Genomic DNA, 15,658 nt, shown 5'->3' with positions numbered 1-15,658 from the left:
TGGCTCCCCACGCGAGTGGGTGGCAGTTTTTGGCAGAAAAATCATTTGGCTCAGCATTTGCGATAAGGGCGGCTCACTGAATTATTAACATAAAACTTAGAAAAATGAATGTTTTAGGACTTAACAAAACCAATAACCCTGAGGAATTTTATGCTTCCTTAAAAGAAAAACTCAACGAGATACATAACTTTCCAGAAGATTATCTGTTTAAATTTATCATTCCAAATAATCAGGAAAAGCTCACTGAAATTTATCAGGTTTTTGATGGAATACAGACGAGTATCAGTAATAGGGACAGTAAAAATGGTAAATACATATCGCTTAGCATAAGTGCATTTGTGTTGGATGCTGACCAAGTGATAGATATTTACCAGAAAGTAGCGCAAATAGAGAGTGCGATTATGCTATAAAAGAGCATCTGCACGCTCCATAGGCCTTGCGATAATGGCTTTGGAGCCAGAAATAACAATAGGTCTCTGAATTAATTCGGGGTGCTTTGCCAGTATAGAAACGCCTTCTGCTGGTAAATCTGCCCCGATATATTTTTCCTGAAAAAGCTTCTCATTGGTACGAACCAGCTCTTCTATACTTATCCCCATACTGAGTAGAGATTTTATCTCCTCCTCTCCCAGAGGGTTATTAATGATATCTACAATCTCAAACGCTACCCCTTTATCGTGCAGATAAGTGAGCAGGCATCTTGATTTGGAGCAGTAATTATTGTGTAATACCTTAATCATTTTTTTTTTAATATTGAAAAGGCTAGAAAAGCCCATGCAGTTCGCCCTCTATTTTCTCTAAGATGGAGCCAAAGTCCTCTGCTCTCTCCACAAAGTCTAAATCATCTACATCTATAATAAGGAGCTTGCCTTCCTTATAATTATTAATCCACTTTTCATACTTCTGATTGAGCTTGCTAAGGTAGTCTATACTAATAGTTGCTTCGTAGTCTCTCCCTCTTTTATAGATTTTCTTCACCAGATTAGGAACATCAGAACGGAGATAGATGAGCAAATCTGGAGCTGAAACAAAAGATTTCATTAGCTGAAATACTGAGGTATAATTATTAAAATCCCGCTGGGTAAGTAAGCCCATATCATATAAATTCTCCGCAAAAATATGAGCATCTTCATATATCGTCCTATCTTGAACGATGTTTTTTCCGCTTTCTCTTATTTCTTTTACCTGCTTAAAACGGCTACCGAGAAAATAGATTTGTAAAGCAAAACTCCATTTAGACATATCCGCATAGAAATCTTCCAAGTACGGATTATCATCTACATCTTCGAACTGAGCCTTCCACCCATAATGCTTGGCAAGCATAGTGGTAAGCGTGGTTTTCCCTGCCCCTATATTTCCTGTAATTGCTATGTGCATTTTATTATGTTATTAATGATTAAAACCAGAATACGAGTAGTGAGCTCCTTCCTCTCACTTTTGAGGGGGTAAAGATATAAATTTGTTATCTCATCCTTCAAAAAAAGAAGAGTATTTTTTATAACTGAATATGAACAAGAGAAAAAAGAAATTTGAATATTATAAGTGTCTTCATTTTTTTACAAGCCTATAATTTTTCTCATTTTCAATGAAAAAAAACAAAACAAATTTGGTTATTCAAAAAAAAACTATAATTTTGCACGGTGATATTTGTTAATATAAACAGCATAATATGAGAAAAAATCTATTAGCAATCAGCGCAATATCCCTGTTCTTTCAGGCAAATGCTCAATATTTAACGACTGTTTCTAATAATGCCAAAGTTAATGTTAGAAAGTCGGCTTATATACATAATGGTGGTGGTTTAAAAACCATTGGCTCTGGACAAATTGAAAACAGGGGAAGTATTAATATTGTAGGACAAACCACTTCAAAGGTAAGTACTCTTGAAACCGATGGTAGTGACAAATCTTATGGTAGTGACAATATCTCTGATATTAATATTGTAAATCGAATTAATGAGCCTGGCAATTATGCCCAATGGAATAAACTAAATGAAACTCCAATATATACTTATGGGCAGTTAAAAATAACAGGTATCCCTCAAGCAAACATCAAGGCATTTGTAAGCCAAGAATACAGAGCACCAAAGCATGGAGCATATCAGCAAATAGCATTCCCTTTTATAGATAAGGAAATCAGATTTATGCAAAGTGAATTGGGAACAGGGAGCATAAACAATACTAGAGGTGGACAAAGAGAAGTTCTATATTGGGACAACAAAAAAGTTAGATTTAACAGCCTCCCTAATTTACAAACAAAACTTGGAACTACAACAATCCCTCCACATTCTTATTATGCTTTAGGTACAAAAGATATACCTGGTGATCTTATAGTTAAAAAGGGTACTAATACTCAGCTTGTGTTTAGAGGTATACCTGTTTCAGCAGAAGGAGATGTAATAGTAAGTTTAGTAGATGCAGGTAAAGATATAGACTTTGGTAATCAAGGACAATTATTTAACTACTACCAGGAAAGATATAACAGCTATCTCGATGATGCTTTTGTAAGAAGTACTGGAGTTTCTTGGGAAAATCCACATTTTGGTAGAAATATTTACCAAATAGGTAATCCATTTCTAATGAACTTAGATTTAAGAAAACTTAAACCTAATGATCAAGAAATATATGGCATAAAACTAGAGCCACGCGATGTTAAGCATACTTCACAGGGAGGTGGTTCTCAATCAGGTACTAAAACTGGAAGTATCAAATTTCTTGTTTTTTCAAAAAATGGAACATTAGTAGGAGATACTGAGTATACTATCGTTAGACCAGGACAAACTTTTGTGCTTAAACTTAAAAAGAATAAAGCAGGAAACTCTTTAAATTTAGCTGACCTAAGAACATTTAGCTATAATGAAGATGTAGCCTTAGGAGGTAGATCTTCTTATTCAAGTGGAAGTACTGTAAAACAACTTGCAATTATAGGACTTGATAAAGATAATCAAGAAATAGGAAGAACTTATTATGTACTTTCTGATGATACTGTATCAGGAACTTCTGATAATGCTACAACACAAGTAGGAGATATTTCAGGTGCTAGATTTGGAATTTTTGAAGAAGATCCTATCAAAGGAGGATATGACAAAAATAATATAAAAATGCTTTATATCAATGAGGCAAATGAAAGTGACTTCTATGGAAAAGCTGCAGTACTTGGGAAATACAACCCTGAAATTAAGAATTTTAAATTTGAGATTTCTGAAAATACAGTTAAGCTGAATGATAATGAAAAGGTTCTGTCCTCTGGTGAAAGTTTTTATTTCAAAAATGCTAAGAAAAATGTAATTCAGATTGCTCATAATATGGTTATACCAGCAGATGGAAATGCTACTCAAGTATACGGACTATATTATGGAAACCCAACAGAGCTAGAGACATCAGAAACTACAGATGTTTTATCAAAAACATATATAGCATATAATTCAGAAAAAGATAACTACATCATCAGATTTAGTAAAAATTGGAAATCTGCTAATATTGAGATATATGATGCTTCGGGAAGGCTTGTTTCTTCGGATAAGAATATAAAAACTAATGAAGATTATACTATCAAACTTGATAAAAAATACGCCGGAGTATTCTTTGTAAAAGTAATTTCAGACAAAGGAGAATTATTCCAGTCTAAATTATTAATTAAATAAAATATAAAACCGATGAAAATAAAAAGTTTAATATTAGTAAAGATTTTTAGTTTGTTTATCCTGCTGTCTACTTCCAGTCTTTCATATGCAGATGATATAGAAGCTCCTCCAGGGTGGGGACCTGTCAATCCCCCTACCAATCCTGGAAATGGAGGTGTCGGTGGTGATGGACCAGGTGCTAAGCCTAATACACCAATAGATATGCATACCTCATTGCTTATGGGTCTAGGAATAGCGATGATAGCTTCTTATGCTTACTTTTCAAAAAAATATAATACAGAAAAGAAGTAGTTGTATATAATTAATAGGAAGCTCACTGAACTTTATCAGTGAGTTTTTTATTTATACTTATAATTTGATAAATTTGCTACCTAAATAAAACGAATGAAAAAAAATATTCTTTTAGTGGCATTAGCACTATCTGCCCAATTAGTAAACGCCCAATTTAATATCAATATCAAAACTGAGGGAGACAATACAAATAAAGAAATCTATGTCTATACATTAGACGGCTCAAAAGATATTCTTTTTACAAAAGGGCAATCATTGAAAAATAGTTTTAGTATAAAGTATCCTACCTCCTATTCAGGGATAATGAAAGCATATATCCCAGAGTTTAAAACTACTATACCTTTCATTTCTGAAAATAGAAACATTGATATACTCCTGAAAATAAAAGATGCTAAAGTAGATGATATCATCTATTTAGATGAGGCAAACAAACTGATGTCTAAACTCCAAAGTACAGAGAAAAAGAAAGATTATATTTTGCCTGCACTGTATCAAATTATTCAGTACTACAAGAAATCGGAGGAGTTTGCTCAGGCTTTAGAAAAAGAGATTCATAATTTATCTCAATCTGAAAAAGAAGATTTGCAGTCTTATCCTTTCATCAACTATTATCATACAAATTCTTCTAAATTTCTCCAAAAATCTATTGAAGCACCCAGCATATCTCAAGAGGAGATAATAAAGTTCATTAGTGATTCCAATGAAATGTTAGAAACCTCTTCTCTGCTTCGTCCGCTGTTATTGTCCTACCTTAATTCAAAAGAGAATTTAAATGCTGAAGATGCTGTTGCTAAACTTTTAACCGCTGTAAATATTGAAACTTCACGAGGGCAAACTGTACTTTCTGAGCTCATTGATATTTTCAATGCTTATGCTATGAATGATTTAAAGGAAAAATATCTGAAAGATGCTCAAAATTTAAAATGCAGTATCAATAGCAGGCTTGAAAACACCATAAAAATCAATAAAAGTCTTGATATAGGAGCTTCTTTTGCTAATTCAGATTTGGAAAATACACTAAATACCTCAGCAAAAACCCTCTATGGAGTAAAGGCTAATAAAAAAATTATTATTTTCTGGTCTTCAGGTTGCTCGCATTGTACTAAAGAATTGCCTCAATTCATTCCTCATTATGAAACTCTAAAATCCAAAGGCATTGAGATTATAGGTTTTTCATTAGATTCTAATAAGGAAAACTATTTGGAAAAAGCGCAAAATTACCCTTGGATTAGTACAAGTGAGCTTAATGGGTGGTACGCTTCTTACGTTCAGAAATATAATGTGCAGGCTACACCTATCTATTTCGTGCTTGATGCTAAGAACAAAATCATTGCAAAGCCTGATCGCTACGCAGATGTAATGGAATTTTTAGGTATAAAATAATAGGATAATATTTTGTGGATATGCGAATCTTTTATATATTTGCACCACAAAAATGGCGAGGTAGCTCAGGTGGTTAGAGCGTTGGATTCATAACCCAAAGGTCACGGGTTCAAATCCCGTCTTCGCTACAAAATGAAAATCCCAATAAAAATACGCCCTCAAGCGTATTTTTTTATGTCCAAACTGTATGAACTGATACAAAGCGAGTATAAAACCGAGTATATCGGCGAGTATCAAAAATCCGAAGGTCTTATGGAAAAAAAGAAGTATACAGCTCCTAAGATTTATCCGAAAATCATCTCTGAAAAACGCTTAACAGCCTTTTCAGAGGAGGAAAAACAACAGATCCTACAGAGGTATAAGCGTTGGTATGTATACTATTACTTCCGTAATGAAGAAGGGAAAATGGTAAAACAACCCTCTATCTTCTTTAAAGTTAATCAAGAGTATAAGGATTTTGATAACAGGTACTTACGTATTCATAAGCTAAGAAATATCATAGAAAAACTTCTTAAAAGTGGCTATACACCCTCTGACGAATATTTTGAAAAAAACCATGAAAATCAAGACTATACAGCTTGTTCTGCCCTTGATTTTGCGCTAAATCTAAAGAAAAATAGTGTATCCGAGCGAACATTTATAGACTACAAGCATCGCATAGGTTTGTTCCAAAAATTCTTGAAAAACAACTATTTAGATAATGCTCCTATCAAGAACATCGCCAAGAAAGAGGTTAATGACTTTCTAAATACCATTCTACTAAAATCAAGCCCTCGCAACCGAAATAACACCCTTGCTGTACTAAATGCTATATTCAGTACCTTGGAAGAAAACGAGCTTATTCCTCATAATGTAGTATCCAAAATCAAGAAGTTACCTACCAAGCCCGAACGTAACAAAACATACTCACAGAGCCAGCAGGATACTATTTTTACTCTTTTGGAGGAGAAAGATAAGGACTTGCTTCTATTTGTTAAATTCATAAGCTATAACTTCTTGCGTCCTATCGAGGCCTGTCGCCTACAAGTTAAGGACATAGATTTTGAGGGTGCAAAACTCAATGTAAGAGCTAAAAACAAACTGGTTAAGGTAAAGATAATTCCAGAAATCCTACTTGGTGAGATCCAACATTTCAAGGGACTTAATTCTGAATACTACCTATTTGCTCCTAATAGTGCTGGTCCTTGGGAAAGCACAGAGGGTAATAAAAGAGACTACTGGAGTAAGCGATTTAAAAAAGTTAAAGATGAACTGAACCTTGGTAAGGACTATGGGCTATACTCTTTCAGACATACCTTTATTACCAAGCTGTACAGACAGCTTAGAGAAAAATATTCCCAAGGCGAAACCTATGATAGGTTAATGCTTATCACAGGACATACTACACTTACAGCCTTACAACAATATCTGAGAGATATAGATGCTGAACTCCCCGATGATTATTCCCTTTTTTTAGAATAACTATCTATTGAGGTGCGTAAATCAGTACATGGTTACCCTATGGGGGTGCGTAAATCAGTACACGGTTACCCTGTAGGGGTGCGTAAATCAGTACATGGTTACCCTATAGGGGTGCGTAAATCAGTACACGGTTACCCTGTAGGGGTGCGTAAATCAGTACACGGTTACCCTATGGGGGTGCGTAAAATAGTGCGTGGTTGATTTTATAAAATATTAATTTTCAATATATTAAAAAAATATCTTTTATCTATATACATATAATATATATAATATACATTAAATATAGGAACCTTCATTTTTTTCTGCAATATTCCTATTTTTCCTTCCAAAAGAACCTTCTCTTAGAACAAACAAACAAACTATTTATTATCAACACGTTAGACTACTCTGAATTAGCCCAATTTTTGAATAGCAAGATGTGTCTTTGTATATACAACTTACGTTGAGATATACAAAGACAATCTTGCTTTTCCCTATTTTTCTATTTGTCTGTTGGGGCAAGCCTCACAACGGACAAATGAAAAATATGGGAAAAGGATTGTAAAAACTTCGGAACTCGTTTTTCTAATAGAGAGCTCTATTGATACAAGGCTATGGCTCGTAGATTATTATTTTCGAGATTTTCCCAAAAAAAACGAGTATATTCCAAAATATTTATGTACCTTTGGCTCTTAAAAAAACAAAACGATCATCATGTCGAGTACAGAACAGAGAGCCGCCTTGCAGGCACAGATTTGGAAAATAGCTAATGATGTGCGCGGCGCTGTAGATGGTTGGGATTTTAAACAATTTGTATTAGGTACCCTTTTCTATCGTTTTATCAGCGAAAATTTTACTAACTTTATAGAGGGAGGTGACGAGAGTGTGCAGTATGCCCAATTGCCTGACGAGGCTATTACTCCCGAAATAAAAGACGATGCTACGAAAACTAAGGGTTATTTTATCTACCCTTCTCAGCTGTTTGTGAATGTAGCTAAAAATGCAAATACTAATTCCAATCTCAATACTGATTTAGCAGCTATCTTCTCGGCTATCGAAAGTTCCGCCAATGGCTACCCCTCCGAAGCAGATATCAAAGGTCTTTTTGCCGACTTCGACACTACCTCCAACCGACTTGGCAATACCGTTGAGGAAAAAAACAAACGCCTCGCAGCGGTAATTAATGGAGTGGCAGGACTTAGTTTTGGCGATTTTGAAAACCACCAAATCGACCTCTTTGGCGATGCTTATGAGTTCCTTATCTCCAACTATGCCGCCAACGCAGGCAAGTCGGGCGGGGAGTTCTTCACCCCTCAGCATGTCTCCAAACTCATCGCTCAGCTTGCCCTCCATGGGCAATCAAGGGTCAATAAGATCTATGACCCCGCTTGTGGTTCGGGCTCTCTGCTGCTACAAGCCAAAAAACAGTTCGACGCCCACCTGATAGAGGACGGCTTTTTTGGGCAGGAGATCAATCATACCACCTACAACTTGGCGCGTATGAATATGTTCTTGCACAATATCAACTACGATAAATTCAATATTGCCTTAGGCGATACCCTCATAACCCCTTGCTTTGGCGACGAAAAACCTTTTGATGCCATCGTTTCCAATCCTCCTTATTCGGTGAACTGGATAGGCAGCGATGACCCTACCCTTATCAATGACGACCGCTTTGCTCCTGCAGGGGTCTTAGCCCCCAATTCCAAAGCCGACTTTGCTTTTGTTCTGCATTCACTTAGCTACCTTTCCGCTAAGGGGCGTGCGGCTATCGTATGCTTCCCTGGTATTTTTTACCGTGGAGGCGCCGAACAGAAAATACGCAAATACCTCATCGACAACAACTATGTAGAAACCGTTATCGCCCTACCCCCCAACCTTTTCTACGGCACCAGCATTGCTGTGAATATATTGGTGCTTTCCAAACACAAACCCGATACCCGTACCCAATTCATCGATGCTAGTGGTGAAGACTTTTTTAAGAAAGAAACCAATAACAACGTACTTACTGATGCCCATATAGCGCGTATCGTTAGTATTTTTGCCGGCAAAGAGGCAGTACCTCACATCGCTGCGATGGTAGACAACCAGCAGATAGCCGAAAATGACTACAACCTATCCGTTAGTTCGTATGTAGAAGCAAAAGACACCCGAGAAGTGATAGATATTCAGCAACTTAACGCCGAAGTAGCGCAAACCGTAGTGCGGATTAATGAACTTAGGGCTGATATTGAGGGGATTATCAGAGAAATAGAGGGGTAAGATATGAATAGTGAAATAAAATATCTGATTTATAATACACCGCAAGAAGCGGTTTCTGTTAACGCTGTTGTTAAAGGTGAAACCATTTGGCTTACACAAAAGGCAATGGCAGAACTTTTTAATTGCTCTACAGACAATATATCCCTGCACTTGAAAAATATTTTTGCAGAAGGAGAACTTGACAAAAATTCAGTTACCGAGAAAATCTCGGCAACTGCAACTGATGGTAAAAACTATCTGACACAGTTCTACAACCTTGATGCCATTATCTCAGTAGGCTACCGTGTCAATTCACGCAAAGCAACACAATTTAGAATTTGGGCAACCTCTGTTTTGAAAGAGTATATGACCAAAGGCTTTGCAATGGATGACGAGCGTTTGAAACAAGGTGAGGGAGCATTTGGGAAAGACTATTTTAGGGAATTGCTGGAACGCGTTCGCTCTATTCGTGCCAGCGAACGAAGAATATGGTTGCAAATAACCGATATTTTTGCCGAATGCAGTATTGATTATGATAAAGAGGCTGATATTACTAAAGACTTTTATGCAATGGTACAAAACAAGTTTCATTATGCTATTACTGGAAAAACAGCGGCAGAAATTATCAATACATCAGCTGATAAAACAAAAGAGCATATGGGGCTGACCACTTGGAAGAACGCTCCCGATGGTAGAATACTCAAAAGCGATGTTACTGTGGCAAAAAACTATTTAGAGGAGAAACAAATTCGTCAGTTGGAGCGCGCTGTAACAGGCTATTTCGATTATATTGAAGATCTGATTGAGCGTGAAAACACGTTTACTATGGAAGAGTTTGCTAAAAGCATCAATGAGTTTTTAGCCTTTCGGAAATATGACATTCTTAAGGGCAAAGGAAGTATCAGCAAAAAGCAGGCAGAGCACAAAGCTAAAGCAGAGTACGATGAATTTAACAAAACACAAAAGATATTTTCAGATTTTGAAAAATCCCTAAAGAAAAAACAATGACACAAGAACCAAAAATATTCCCTTATATAGAACGCCTCCTACAAGGCGCTGAAGTGGTATGGAAACCACTGGGAGAGGTAGCAACATTTAGGCGAGGTTCTTTTCCTCAGCCATATACGAAATCTGAATGGTATGGGGGGGATAATTCAATGCCTTTTGTGCAAGTTGCTGATATGGAAGATAACAAATTCAATCTTGTTTCTATAACTAAACAAAGAATATCGCAGTTAGCGATGCCTAAAAGTGTTTTTGTGCCGGAAGGTACAATATTAGTATCTTTACAAGGTACTATTGGCAGAGTCGCTATAACTCAATATGATTCTTATGTAGATAGAACTATAGCTATATTCACACATATAGATAATGAGGTTGACATAAGATATTTTGCATATCAACTTAAACGTATCTTTGGCATAAAAAAAGAAAATGCAAGGGGAAGCACAATAAAAACTATTACAAAGGAAGAGTTTGGCACATTCCAAATCCCCCTCCCTCCTTTTTCTGTCCAGCAAGAGATTGTTCGTATTTTGGACAAGTTCACCCAGCTGGAGGCGGAGCTGGAGGCGGAGCTGGACTGCCGCAAGCGGCAGTATGAATACTATCGAAATAAATTATTGACTTTCAATAAGATAGAGGGGGGGGGGTACTGAGATAGTTTGGAAAACGCTGGGAGAAGTAGCAACATACTCAGATAAGAGAATAAAAGCATCTTCTGTAGAGGAAAATAATTATATTGGAGTTGAGAATTTATTACAAAACAAGGCTGGCAAAATAATTTCTAATTATGTCCCTTCAGAAGGCAATGTAACAGCATATAATATCAATGATGTACTAATAGGAAATATTCGCCCTTATTTAAAAAAAATATGGTTGGCTGATAACGATGGAGGTGCAAGTGGAGATGTTTTAGTTATTCATCTTATAGACAACTCTGTTAATGCGAAATATTTATATCATATACTTGCTGATGATAAGTTTTTCAATTATAATATGAAATATGCAAAGGGAGCAAAAATGCCTCGTGGAGATAAACAAAAAATTATGGATTATCCTATCCCCCTCCCTCCACTCTTCGAGCAACAGCGTATTGCCACTATTCTCGATAAGTTCGATACTTTGGTGAATTCTATCAGTGAGGGGCTGCCCAAAGAAATAGCCCTGCGCAGAAAACAATACGAGTATTATAGGGAGAAATTATTAACATTTGCCAACAACCAATAATAACTATGGGAAAAACACTCAAAGAAATAGCAGAAGAGCTAAAAGATAGTTCTAAAAAAGTACAACTTATTTATGCTTTCAATGGTGTAGGTAAAACACGTTTGTCTCGTATCTTTAAGGATTTAGTCTCTTCTAAACAAGATGATGATGAAAAAACTCGTTCAAAGATTATTTACTACAATGCCTTTACAGAAGACTTATTTTATTGGGATAATGACCTAGAAGAGGATACAAATAGAAAATTAAAAATTCGTCCTAATGGTTTTACTCATTGGGTACTTGTAGATGAAGGACAAGAAAGGAATATTATCTCTAACTTTCAACGTTATACTAGTAATAAGTTAACACCTCGTTTTAATGAAGATTATAGCGAGGTTAACTTCTCTGTAGAAGGAGGTAATGAAACACGATTAGAAAATATAAAGATCTCAAAAGGAGAAGAAAATTGTCTTATTTGGTGTATTTTCTATAGTTTATTAAAAGAAGTTATTGAGACTTTAAACATTCCTAAAGTAGATGATCGTCCTGTAGAAGGGTTTAATGAGCTAGAATATGTTTTTATAGATGACCCAGTAAGTTCTTTAGATGAAAATCACTTAATAGAATTAGCTGTAGATATAGCTGATCTAATAAAATCAAGTCAGAATAAGCAATTAAAGTTTATAATTACAACACATAGCCCTTTATTCTATAATGTATTGTATAACGAACTAAACTCAAAAGCAACTTATATGTTAAGAAAAAATGAAGATGGGACATTTGAATTAGAAAAAAAAGATGGAGATTCTAATAAAAGTTTTTCCTATCACTTATTTCTAAAGCAGACTATAGAAGATGCTATTCAAACAAAAAGTATTCAAAAATATCATTTCATATTGTTGAGAAATCTTTACGAAAAAACTGCAAGTTTTTTTGGTTATCCACAATGGTCGCATTTATTACCTGACGAAAAACAAAAATATTACAATAGAATCATTCAGTATACCAGCCACTCTACTTTATCAAATGAAGCTATTGCAGAACCTACTAACTCTGCAAAGGAAGACTTAAAACTTTTATTTAATCATCTTGTAGGGGATAAATATTGGAAAGAGGGGCAGCAATGATAGCATACAATTTCTTACAAGTGTAAATGCAAAATATACCTTCAAGAAAGAATAAGCAAGTTTTGCCCCTAAATAAGCAAGTTTTTAAGAATGAATTACAACACTATCGCCGAAACACAAAACTACATCGTTTTAGAAAATTATACTAAACTCTCTAAAGTGAGCGAAGCTCCTGATACTTACCAAAGTGAAAATGCGTTAGAACGCGAATTTATAGAGGATTTGGTAGAACAAGGCTATGAATACCTTCCGCAGCTTACTACCCCCGCCGCACTCTTGAATAATGTGCGCACGCAGCTGCAAAACCTCAACAGCGTAACCTTTTCCGATGCCGAATGGGCGCGCTTTGTAGAGGAATATTTAGATGCCCCCAGCGATAACTTGGTAGAAAAATCACGCAAACTGCACCGCGATTATATCTACGACTTTGTGTTCGACGATGGACATATACAAAATATCTATTTGGTTGATAAGAAAAATATCATTCGTAATAAAGTACAAGTAATCAACCAGTTCGAACAGAAAGGTTCTCACGCCAATCGTTACGATGTAACTATCTTAGTAAATGGCTTGCCCTTAGTGCAAATCGAACTCAAAAAACGAGGGGTGGCTATCCGTGAGGCGTTCAACCAAGTGCATCGCTATAGCAAGGAGAGTTTCAACAGCGAGAGTTCATTGTACAAATACTTGCAACTATTTGTCATTTCCAACGGTACCGATACCCGCTATTTTGCCAACACCGTAAAGCGCAATAAAAACAGCTTCGACTTTACGATGAATTGGGCAAGAGCTGATAATTCTCTTATACGTGACCTGAAGGATTTTACCGCTACCTTCTTTCAGAAAAACACTTTGTTACAGGTGCTACTCACCTATTCGGTGCTTGATGTAAGCGACACACTATTAGTGATGCGCCCCTACCAAATAGCCGCTACCGAACGGCTGCTCTGGAAGATAAAAAGCGCCTATCAAGCCAAGCGCTGGAGCTCTCTCGAGGGAGGTGGTTATATATGGCACACTACAGGTTCGGGCAAAACGCTCACCAGCTTTAAAGCGGCACAACTGGCTACCCAGCTCGATTTTATCGATAAAGTGTTCTTTGTGGTAGACCGCAAAGATTTGGATTATCAAACGATGAAGGAGTACCAACGCTTTTCGCCCGATAGTGTAAATGGCTCAGGTAGTACTGCCGGACTCAAACAGAATTTAAACAAGAACGACCATAAAATTATCGTTACTACTATCCAGAAACTCAATAACCTGATGAGGAGCGAAGAGCACTTGCCGGTATACGACCAGCAAGTTGTTTTCATCTTCGATGAGGCACACCGTTCCCAATTTGGTGAAGCGCAAAAGAACCTTAAAAAGAAATTCAAGAAGTACTACCAATTTGGTTTTACAGGCACCCCTATTTTCCCCGACAATGCCTTGGGCAGCGAAACCACTGCCAGCGTGTTTGGTCGCGAACTGCACGCCTACGTAATTACCGATGCCATTCGCGATGAAAAAGTACTGAAATTCAAAGTAGATTACAACGATGTACGTCCGCAATTTAAGGGTATAGAAACCGAGCAAGATGAAGCCAAACTCAGTGCTGCCGAAAACAAACGCCTCTTGCTACACCCCGAACGTATTAGGGAAATATCTACGTACATTTTGCGCAATTTCCGCCTCAAAACCCACAGAAATGAGGGTAGTAATAAGGGCTTCAATGCGATGTTTGCCGTTAGCAGTGTAGAGGCTGCCAAATGCTACTACCAAGAGCTCAACGCTTTGCAAAAAAATAGCGACCGACCGCTCAAGATAGCGACTATCTTTTCTTATGCTGCCAATGAAGAACAGAATGCTATAGGCGACATTACTGACGAAACTTTCGAACCTTCCGCTATGGATGTCAGTGCCAAAGAGTTTTTGGAAAAAGTCATTGCCGACTACAACGCGATGTTCAAGACCAATTTTTCTCTGGAAAGCAATTCGTTTGAAAACTACTACCGCGACTTAAGCAACCGAGTGAAAAGTCAAGAAATAGACCTGCTGATCGTGGTAGGCATGTTCCTCACCGGCTTTGATGCCCCTATGCTCAATACCCTATTTGTGGATAAGAACTTGCGCTATCACGGCCTTTTGCAGGCTTTCTCGCGTACCAATCGCATCTATAACAGCACCAAGAGCTTTGGCAACATCGTTACTTTCCGCGATTTGGAGCAACCCACCGTCGATACCATTACTCTTTTTGGTGATAAGAGCACCAAGAACGTCATCCTCGAAAAGAGTTACCAAGAGTATTTGGACGGCTTTACCGACATCATTACCGGAAAGGCCTGCCGTGGTTATAACGAAATCGTGAAAGAGTTGCAAGAACAATTCCCCGACCCCGATGAGATCCATACTTCGGCCGACAAAAAAGCCTTTGTAAAGCTCTTCGGAGAATACCTACAGGTGGAAAATATTTTGCAAAACTATGATGAGTTTGCCCATCTCAAAGCACTGCAAACCATTGATAAGAACGACCCCGAAGCCCTCAAAACCTTTGCTAAAGAGCATTTCCTTACCGAAGAACAAGTAGCCGCTATGGTACAATTGGATGTACTCAAGGAGCGATTGGTACAAGACTATAAATCCACTTACAACGATATACGCGATTGGATAAGTAGGGAGCGTGAGAATGAGGCGCAAGAAAAACAACTTATAGACTGGGAAGAAGTGGTCTTTGAAGTAGACTTGCTCAAGTCGCAAGAGATAGACCTCGATTACATACTCGGACTGATCTTAGAACACCACAAAAAGAACCGAAACAAAGAGGCTTTGGTAGACGAAGTACGCCGTATCATTAGGGCAAGCATAGGCAACCGAGCCAAGGAGAGTCTCATCGTGGATTTTATCAATGAAACCAATTTGGACACGATTAAGGACAAACCGAGCATCATCGCGGCTTTCTTCACCTACGCCCAAGCGCGACAAAGAGAAGAAGCCAATGCCCTTATTGTGGAGGAACATCTAAACGAAGAGGCCACCAAGCGCTACATACAGCTCTCCCTAAGGCGAGGACTCGCTAGCGAAAATGGCACCGACCTCAATAGCATTTTGCCGAAGATGAGTCCGCTAAACCCTGAGTATCGCACCAAGAAACAGACGGTCTTCCGCAGAATAGCCGCTTTTGTAGAGAAATATAAGGGCGTAGGAGGTGAGCTGTAACCAATGAAAACTATTCGTTATGTTGAATTAGCTTTCCCATTTTTTATTATATTTGCAACCTGATTTTGAATCTATATTTGTAAGTGTATGCATACTTATATTTCTGAGTGTAAATATATAAGACGACTAA

13 protein-coding genes and 1 tRNA gene are annotated in these 15,658 nt (G+C 37.3%); 12 read left to right on the top strand and 2 right to left on the bottom strand.

Annotated features, from left to right (window positions below):
* The first annotated feature begins 104 nt into the window (after nucleotides 1-104).
* On the top strand, nucleotides 105-410 hold the full coding sequence (locus D8991_RS01980; RefSeq protein WP_120488521.1) for a DUF493 domain-containing protein: 306 nt from the start codon (nucleotides 105-107) through the stop codon (nucleotides 408-410).
* Here the strand turns inward: D8991_RS01980 and D8991_RS01975 are convergent.
* Together D8991_RS01975 and D8991_RS01970 are read right to left on the bottom strand one after the other, a co-directional pair.
* Nucleotides 405-740 carry an ArsC/Spx/MgsR family protein gene (locus D8991_RS01975; protein WP_120489667.1) on the bottom strand — a complete coding sequence of 112 codons (336 nt, stop codon included), beginning with the start codon at nucleotides 738-740 and terminating at the stop codon, nucleotides 405-407. The genes D8991_RS01980 and D8991_RS01975 overlap by 6 nt on opposite strands.
* Before the next feature lie 22 nt (nucleotides 741-762).
* A complete protein-coding gene (locus tag D8991_RS01970; protein ID WP_120488520.1) occupies nucleotides 763-1,377 on the bottom strand; it encodes a deoxynucleoside kinase in 615 nt (204 codons plus the stop codon).
* A gap of 292 nt (nucleotides 1,378-1,669) precedes the next feature.
* Between D8991_RS01970 and D8991_RS01965 the strand changes: the two genes are divergently transcribed.
* From D8991_RS01965 to D8991_RS01915, 11 genes are all read left to right on the top strand, one after another.
* Nucleotides 1,670-3,643 (top strand): T9SS type A sorting domain-containing protein, encoded by a 1,974-nt coding sequence (locus D8991_RS01965; RefSeq protein WP_120488519.1) that lies wholly within the window; start codon nucleotides 1,670-1,672, stop codon nucleotides 3,641-3,643.
* A gap of 12 nt (nucleotides 3,644-3,655) precedes the next feature.
* A complete protein-coding gene (locus D8991_RS01960; protein ID WP_160223860.1) occupies nucleotides 3,656-3,934 on the top strand; it encodes a hypothetical protein in 279 nt (92 codons plus the stop codon).
* A 93-nt stretch (nucleotides 3,935-4,027) separates the two neighbouring features.
* The gene (locus D8991_RS01955) at nucleotides 4,028-5,317 is read left to right on the top strand and encodes a peroxiredoxin family protein (protein WP_120488517.1); all 1,290 of its coding nucleotides are present in this window, start codon (nucleotides 4,028-4,030) and stop codon (nucleotides 5,315-5,317) included.
* A gap of 54 nt (nucleotides 5,318-5,371) precedes the next feature.
* Nucleotides 5,372-5,445: transfer RNA gene (locus tag D8991_RS01950), tRNA-Met, on the top strand.
* 46 nt (nucleotides 5,446-5,491) lie between these two features.
* Entirely contained in the window at nucleotides 5,492-6,778 is a 1,287-nt protein-coding gene (locus D8991_RS01945) for a tyrosine-type recombinase/integrase (protein ID WP_120488516.1), read from the top strand.
* A 693-nt stretch (nucleotides 6,779-7,471) separates the two neighbouring features.
* Nucleotides 7,472-9,019, top strand: a complete 1,548-nt coding sequence (locus D8991_RS01935; RefSeq protein ID WP_120488514.1) for a type I restriction-modification system subunit M — start codon at nucleotides 7,472-7,474, stop codon at nucleotides 9,017-9,019.
* Between the two features lie 3 nt (nucleotides 9,020-9,022).
* On the top strand, nucleotides 9,023-10,006 hold the full coding sequence (locus D8991_RS01930) for a virulence RhuM family protein (protein ID WP_120488513.1): 984 nt from the start codon (nucleotides 9,023-9,025) through the stop codon (nucleotides 10,004-10,006).
* Nucleotides 10,003-10,656, top strand: a complete 654-nt coding sequence (locus D8991_RS08895; RefSeq protein ID WP_162926725.1) for a restriction endonuclease subunit S — start codon at nucleotides 10,003-10,005, stop codon at nucleotides 10,654-10,656. Before D8991_RS01930 ends, D8991_RS08895 begins: the two co-directional genes overlap by 4 nt.
* Before the next feature lies 1 nt (nucleotide 10,657).
* Nucleotides 10,658-11,227, top strand: coding sequence for a restriction endonuclease subunit S (locus tag D8991_RS08890; protein ID WP_162926761.1), 570 nt, complete (start codon nucleotides 10,658-10,660; stop codon nucleotides 11,225-11,227).
* A 5-nt stretch (nucleotides 11,228-11,232) separates the two neighbouring features.
* A complete protein-coding gene (locus tag D8991_RS01920) occupies nucleotides 11,233-12,333 on the top strand; it encodes an AAA family ATPase (protein WP_120488512.1) in 1,101 nt (366 codons plus the stop codon).
* A gap of 90 nt (nucleotides 12,334-12,423) precedes the next feature.
* Nucleotides 12,424-15,528: an HsdR family type I site-specific deoxyribonuclease gene (locus tag D8991_RS01915; protein ID WP_120488511.1), complete on the top strand. Its 3,105-nt coding sequence runs from the start codon at nucleotides 12,424-12,426 to the stop codon at nucleotides 15,526-15,528.
* The last annotated feature ends 130 nt before the right edge of the window (nucleotides 15,529-15,658 follow it).

The organism is Bergeyella cardium (assembly GCF_003614945.1).
Taxonomy (GTDB): Bacteria; Bacteroidota; Bacteroidia; order Flavobacteriales; family Weeksellaceae; genus Bergeyella_A; species Bergeyella_A cardium.
This window is presented reverse-complemented; position numbering and strand designations above follow the sequence as displayed.

Excerpts from the sequence above, each read along its gene's own strand:
- D8991_RS01980 (WP_120488521.1), top strand. The coding sequence starts at position 105 with ATGAATGTTTTAGGACTTAACAAAACCAATAACCCTGAGGAATTTTAT.
- D8991_RS01975 (WP_120489667.1), bottom strand. The coding sequence starts at position 740 with ATGATTAAGGTATTACACAATAATTACTGCTCCAAATCAAGATGCCTG.
- D8991_RS01970 (WP_120488520.1), bottom strand. The coding sequence starts at position 1,377 with ATGCACATAGCAATTACAGGAAATATAGGGGCAGGGAAAACCACGCTT.
- D8991_RS01965 (WP_120488519.1), top strand. The coding sequence starts at position 1,670 with ATGAGAAAAAATCTATTAGCAATCAGCGCAATATCCCTGTTCTTTCAG.
- D8991_RS01960 (WP_160223860.1), top strand. The coding sequence starts at position 3,656 with ATGAAAATAAAAAGTTTAATATTAGTAAAGATTTTTAGTTTGTTTATC.
- D8991_RS01955 (WP_120488517.1), top strand. The coding sequence starts at position 4,028 with ATGAAAAAAAATATTCTTTTAGTGGCATTAGCACTATCTGCCCAATTA.
- D8991_RS01945 (WP_120488516.1), top strand. The coding sequence starts at position 5,492 with ATGTCCAAACTGTATGAACTGATACAAAGCGAGTATAAAACCGAGTAT.
- D8991_RS01935 (WP_120488514.1), top strand. The coding sequence starts at position 7,472 with ATGTCGAGTACAGAACAGAGAGCCGCCTTGCAGGCACAGATTTGGAAA.
- D8991_RS01930 (WP_120488513.1), top strand. The coding sequence starts at position 9,023 with ATGAATAGTGAAATAAAATATCTGATTTATAATACACCGCAAGAAGCG.
- D8991_RS08895 (WP_162926725.1), top strand. The coding sequence starts at position 10,003 with ATGACACAAGAACCAAAAATATTCCCTTATATAGAACGCCTCCTACAA.
- D8991_RS01920 (WP_120488512.1), top strand. The coding sequence starts at position 11,233 with ATGGGAAAAACACTCAAAGAAATAGCAGAAGAGCTAAAAGATAGTTCT.
- D8991_RS01915 (WP_120488511.1), top strand. The coding sequence starts at position 12,424 with ATGAATTACAACACTATCGCCGAAACACAAAACTACATCGTTTTAGAA.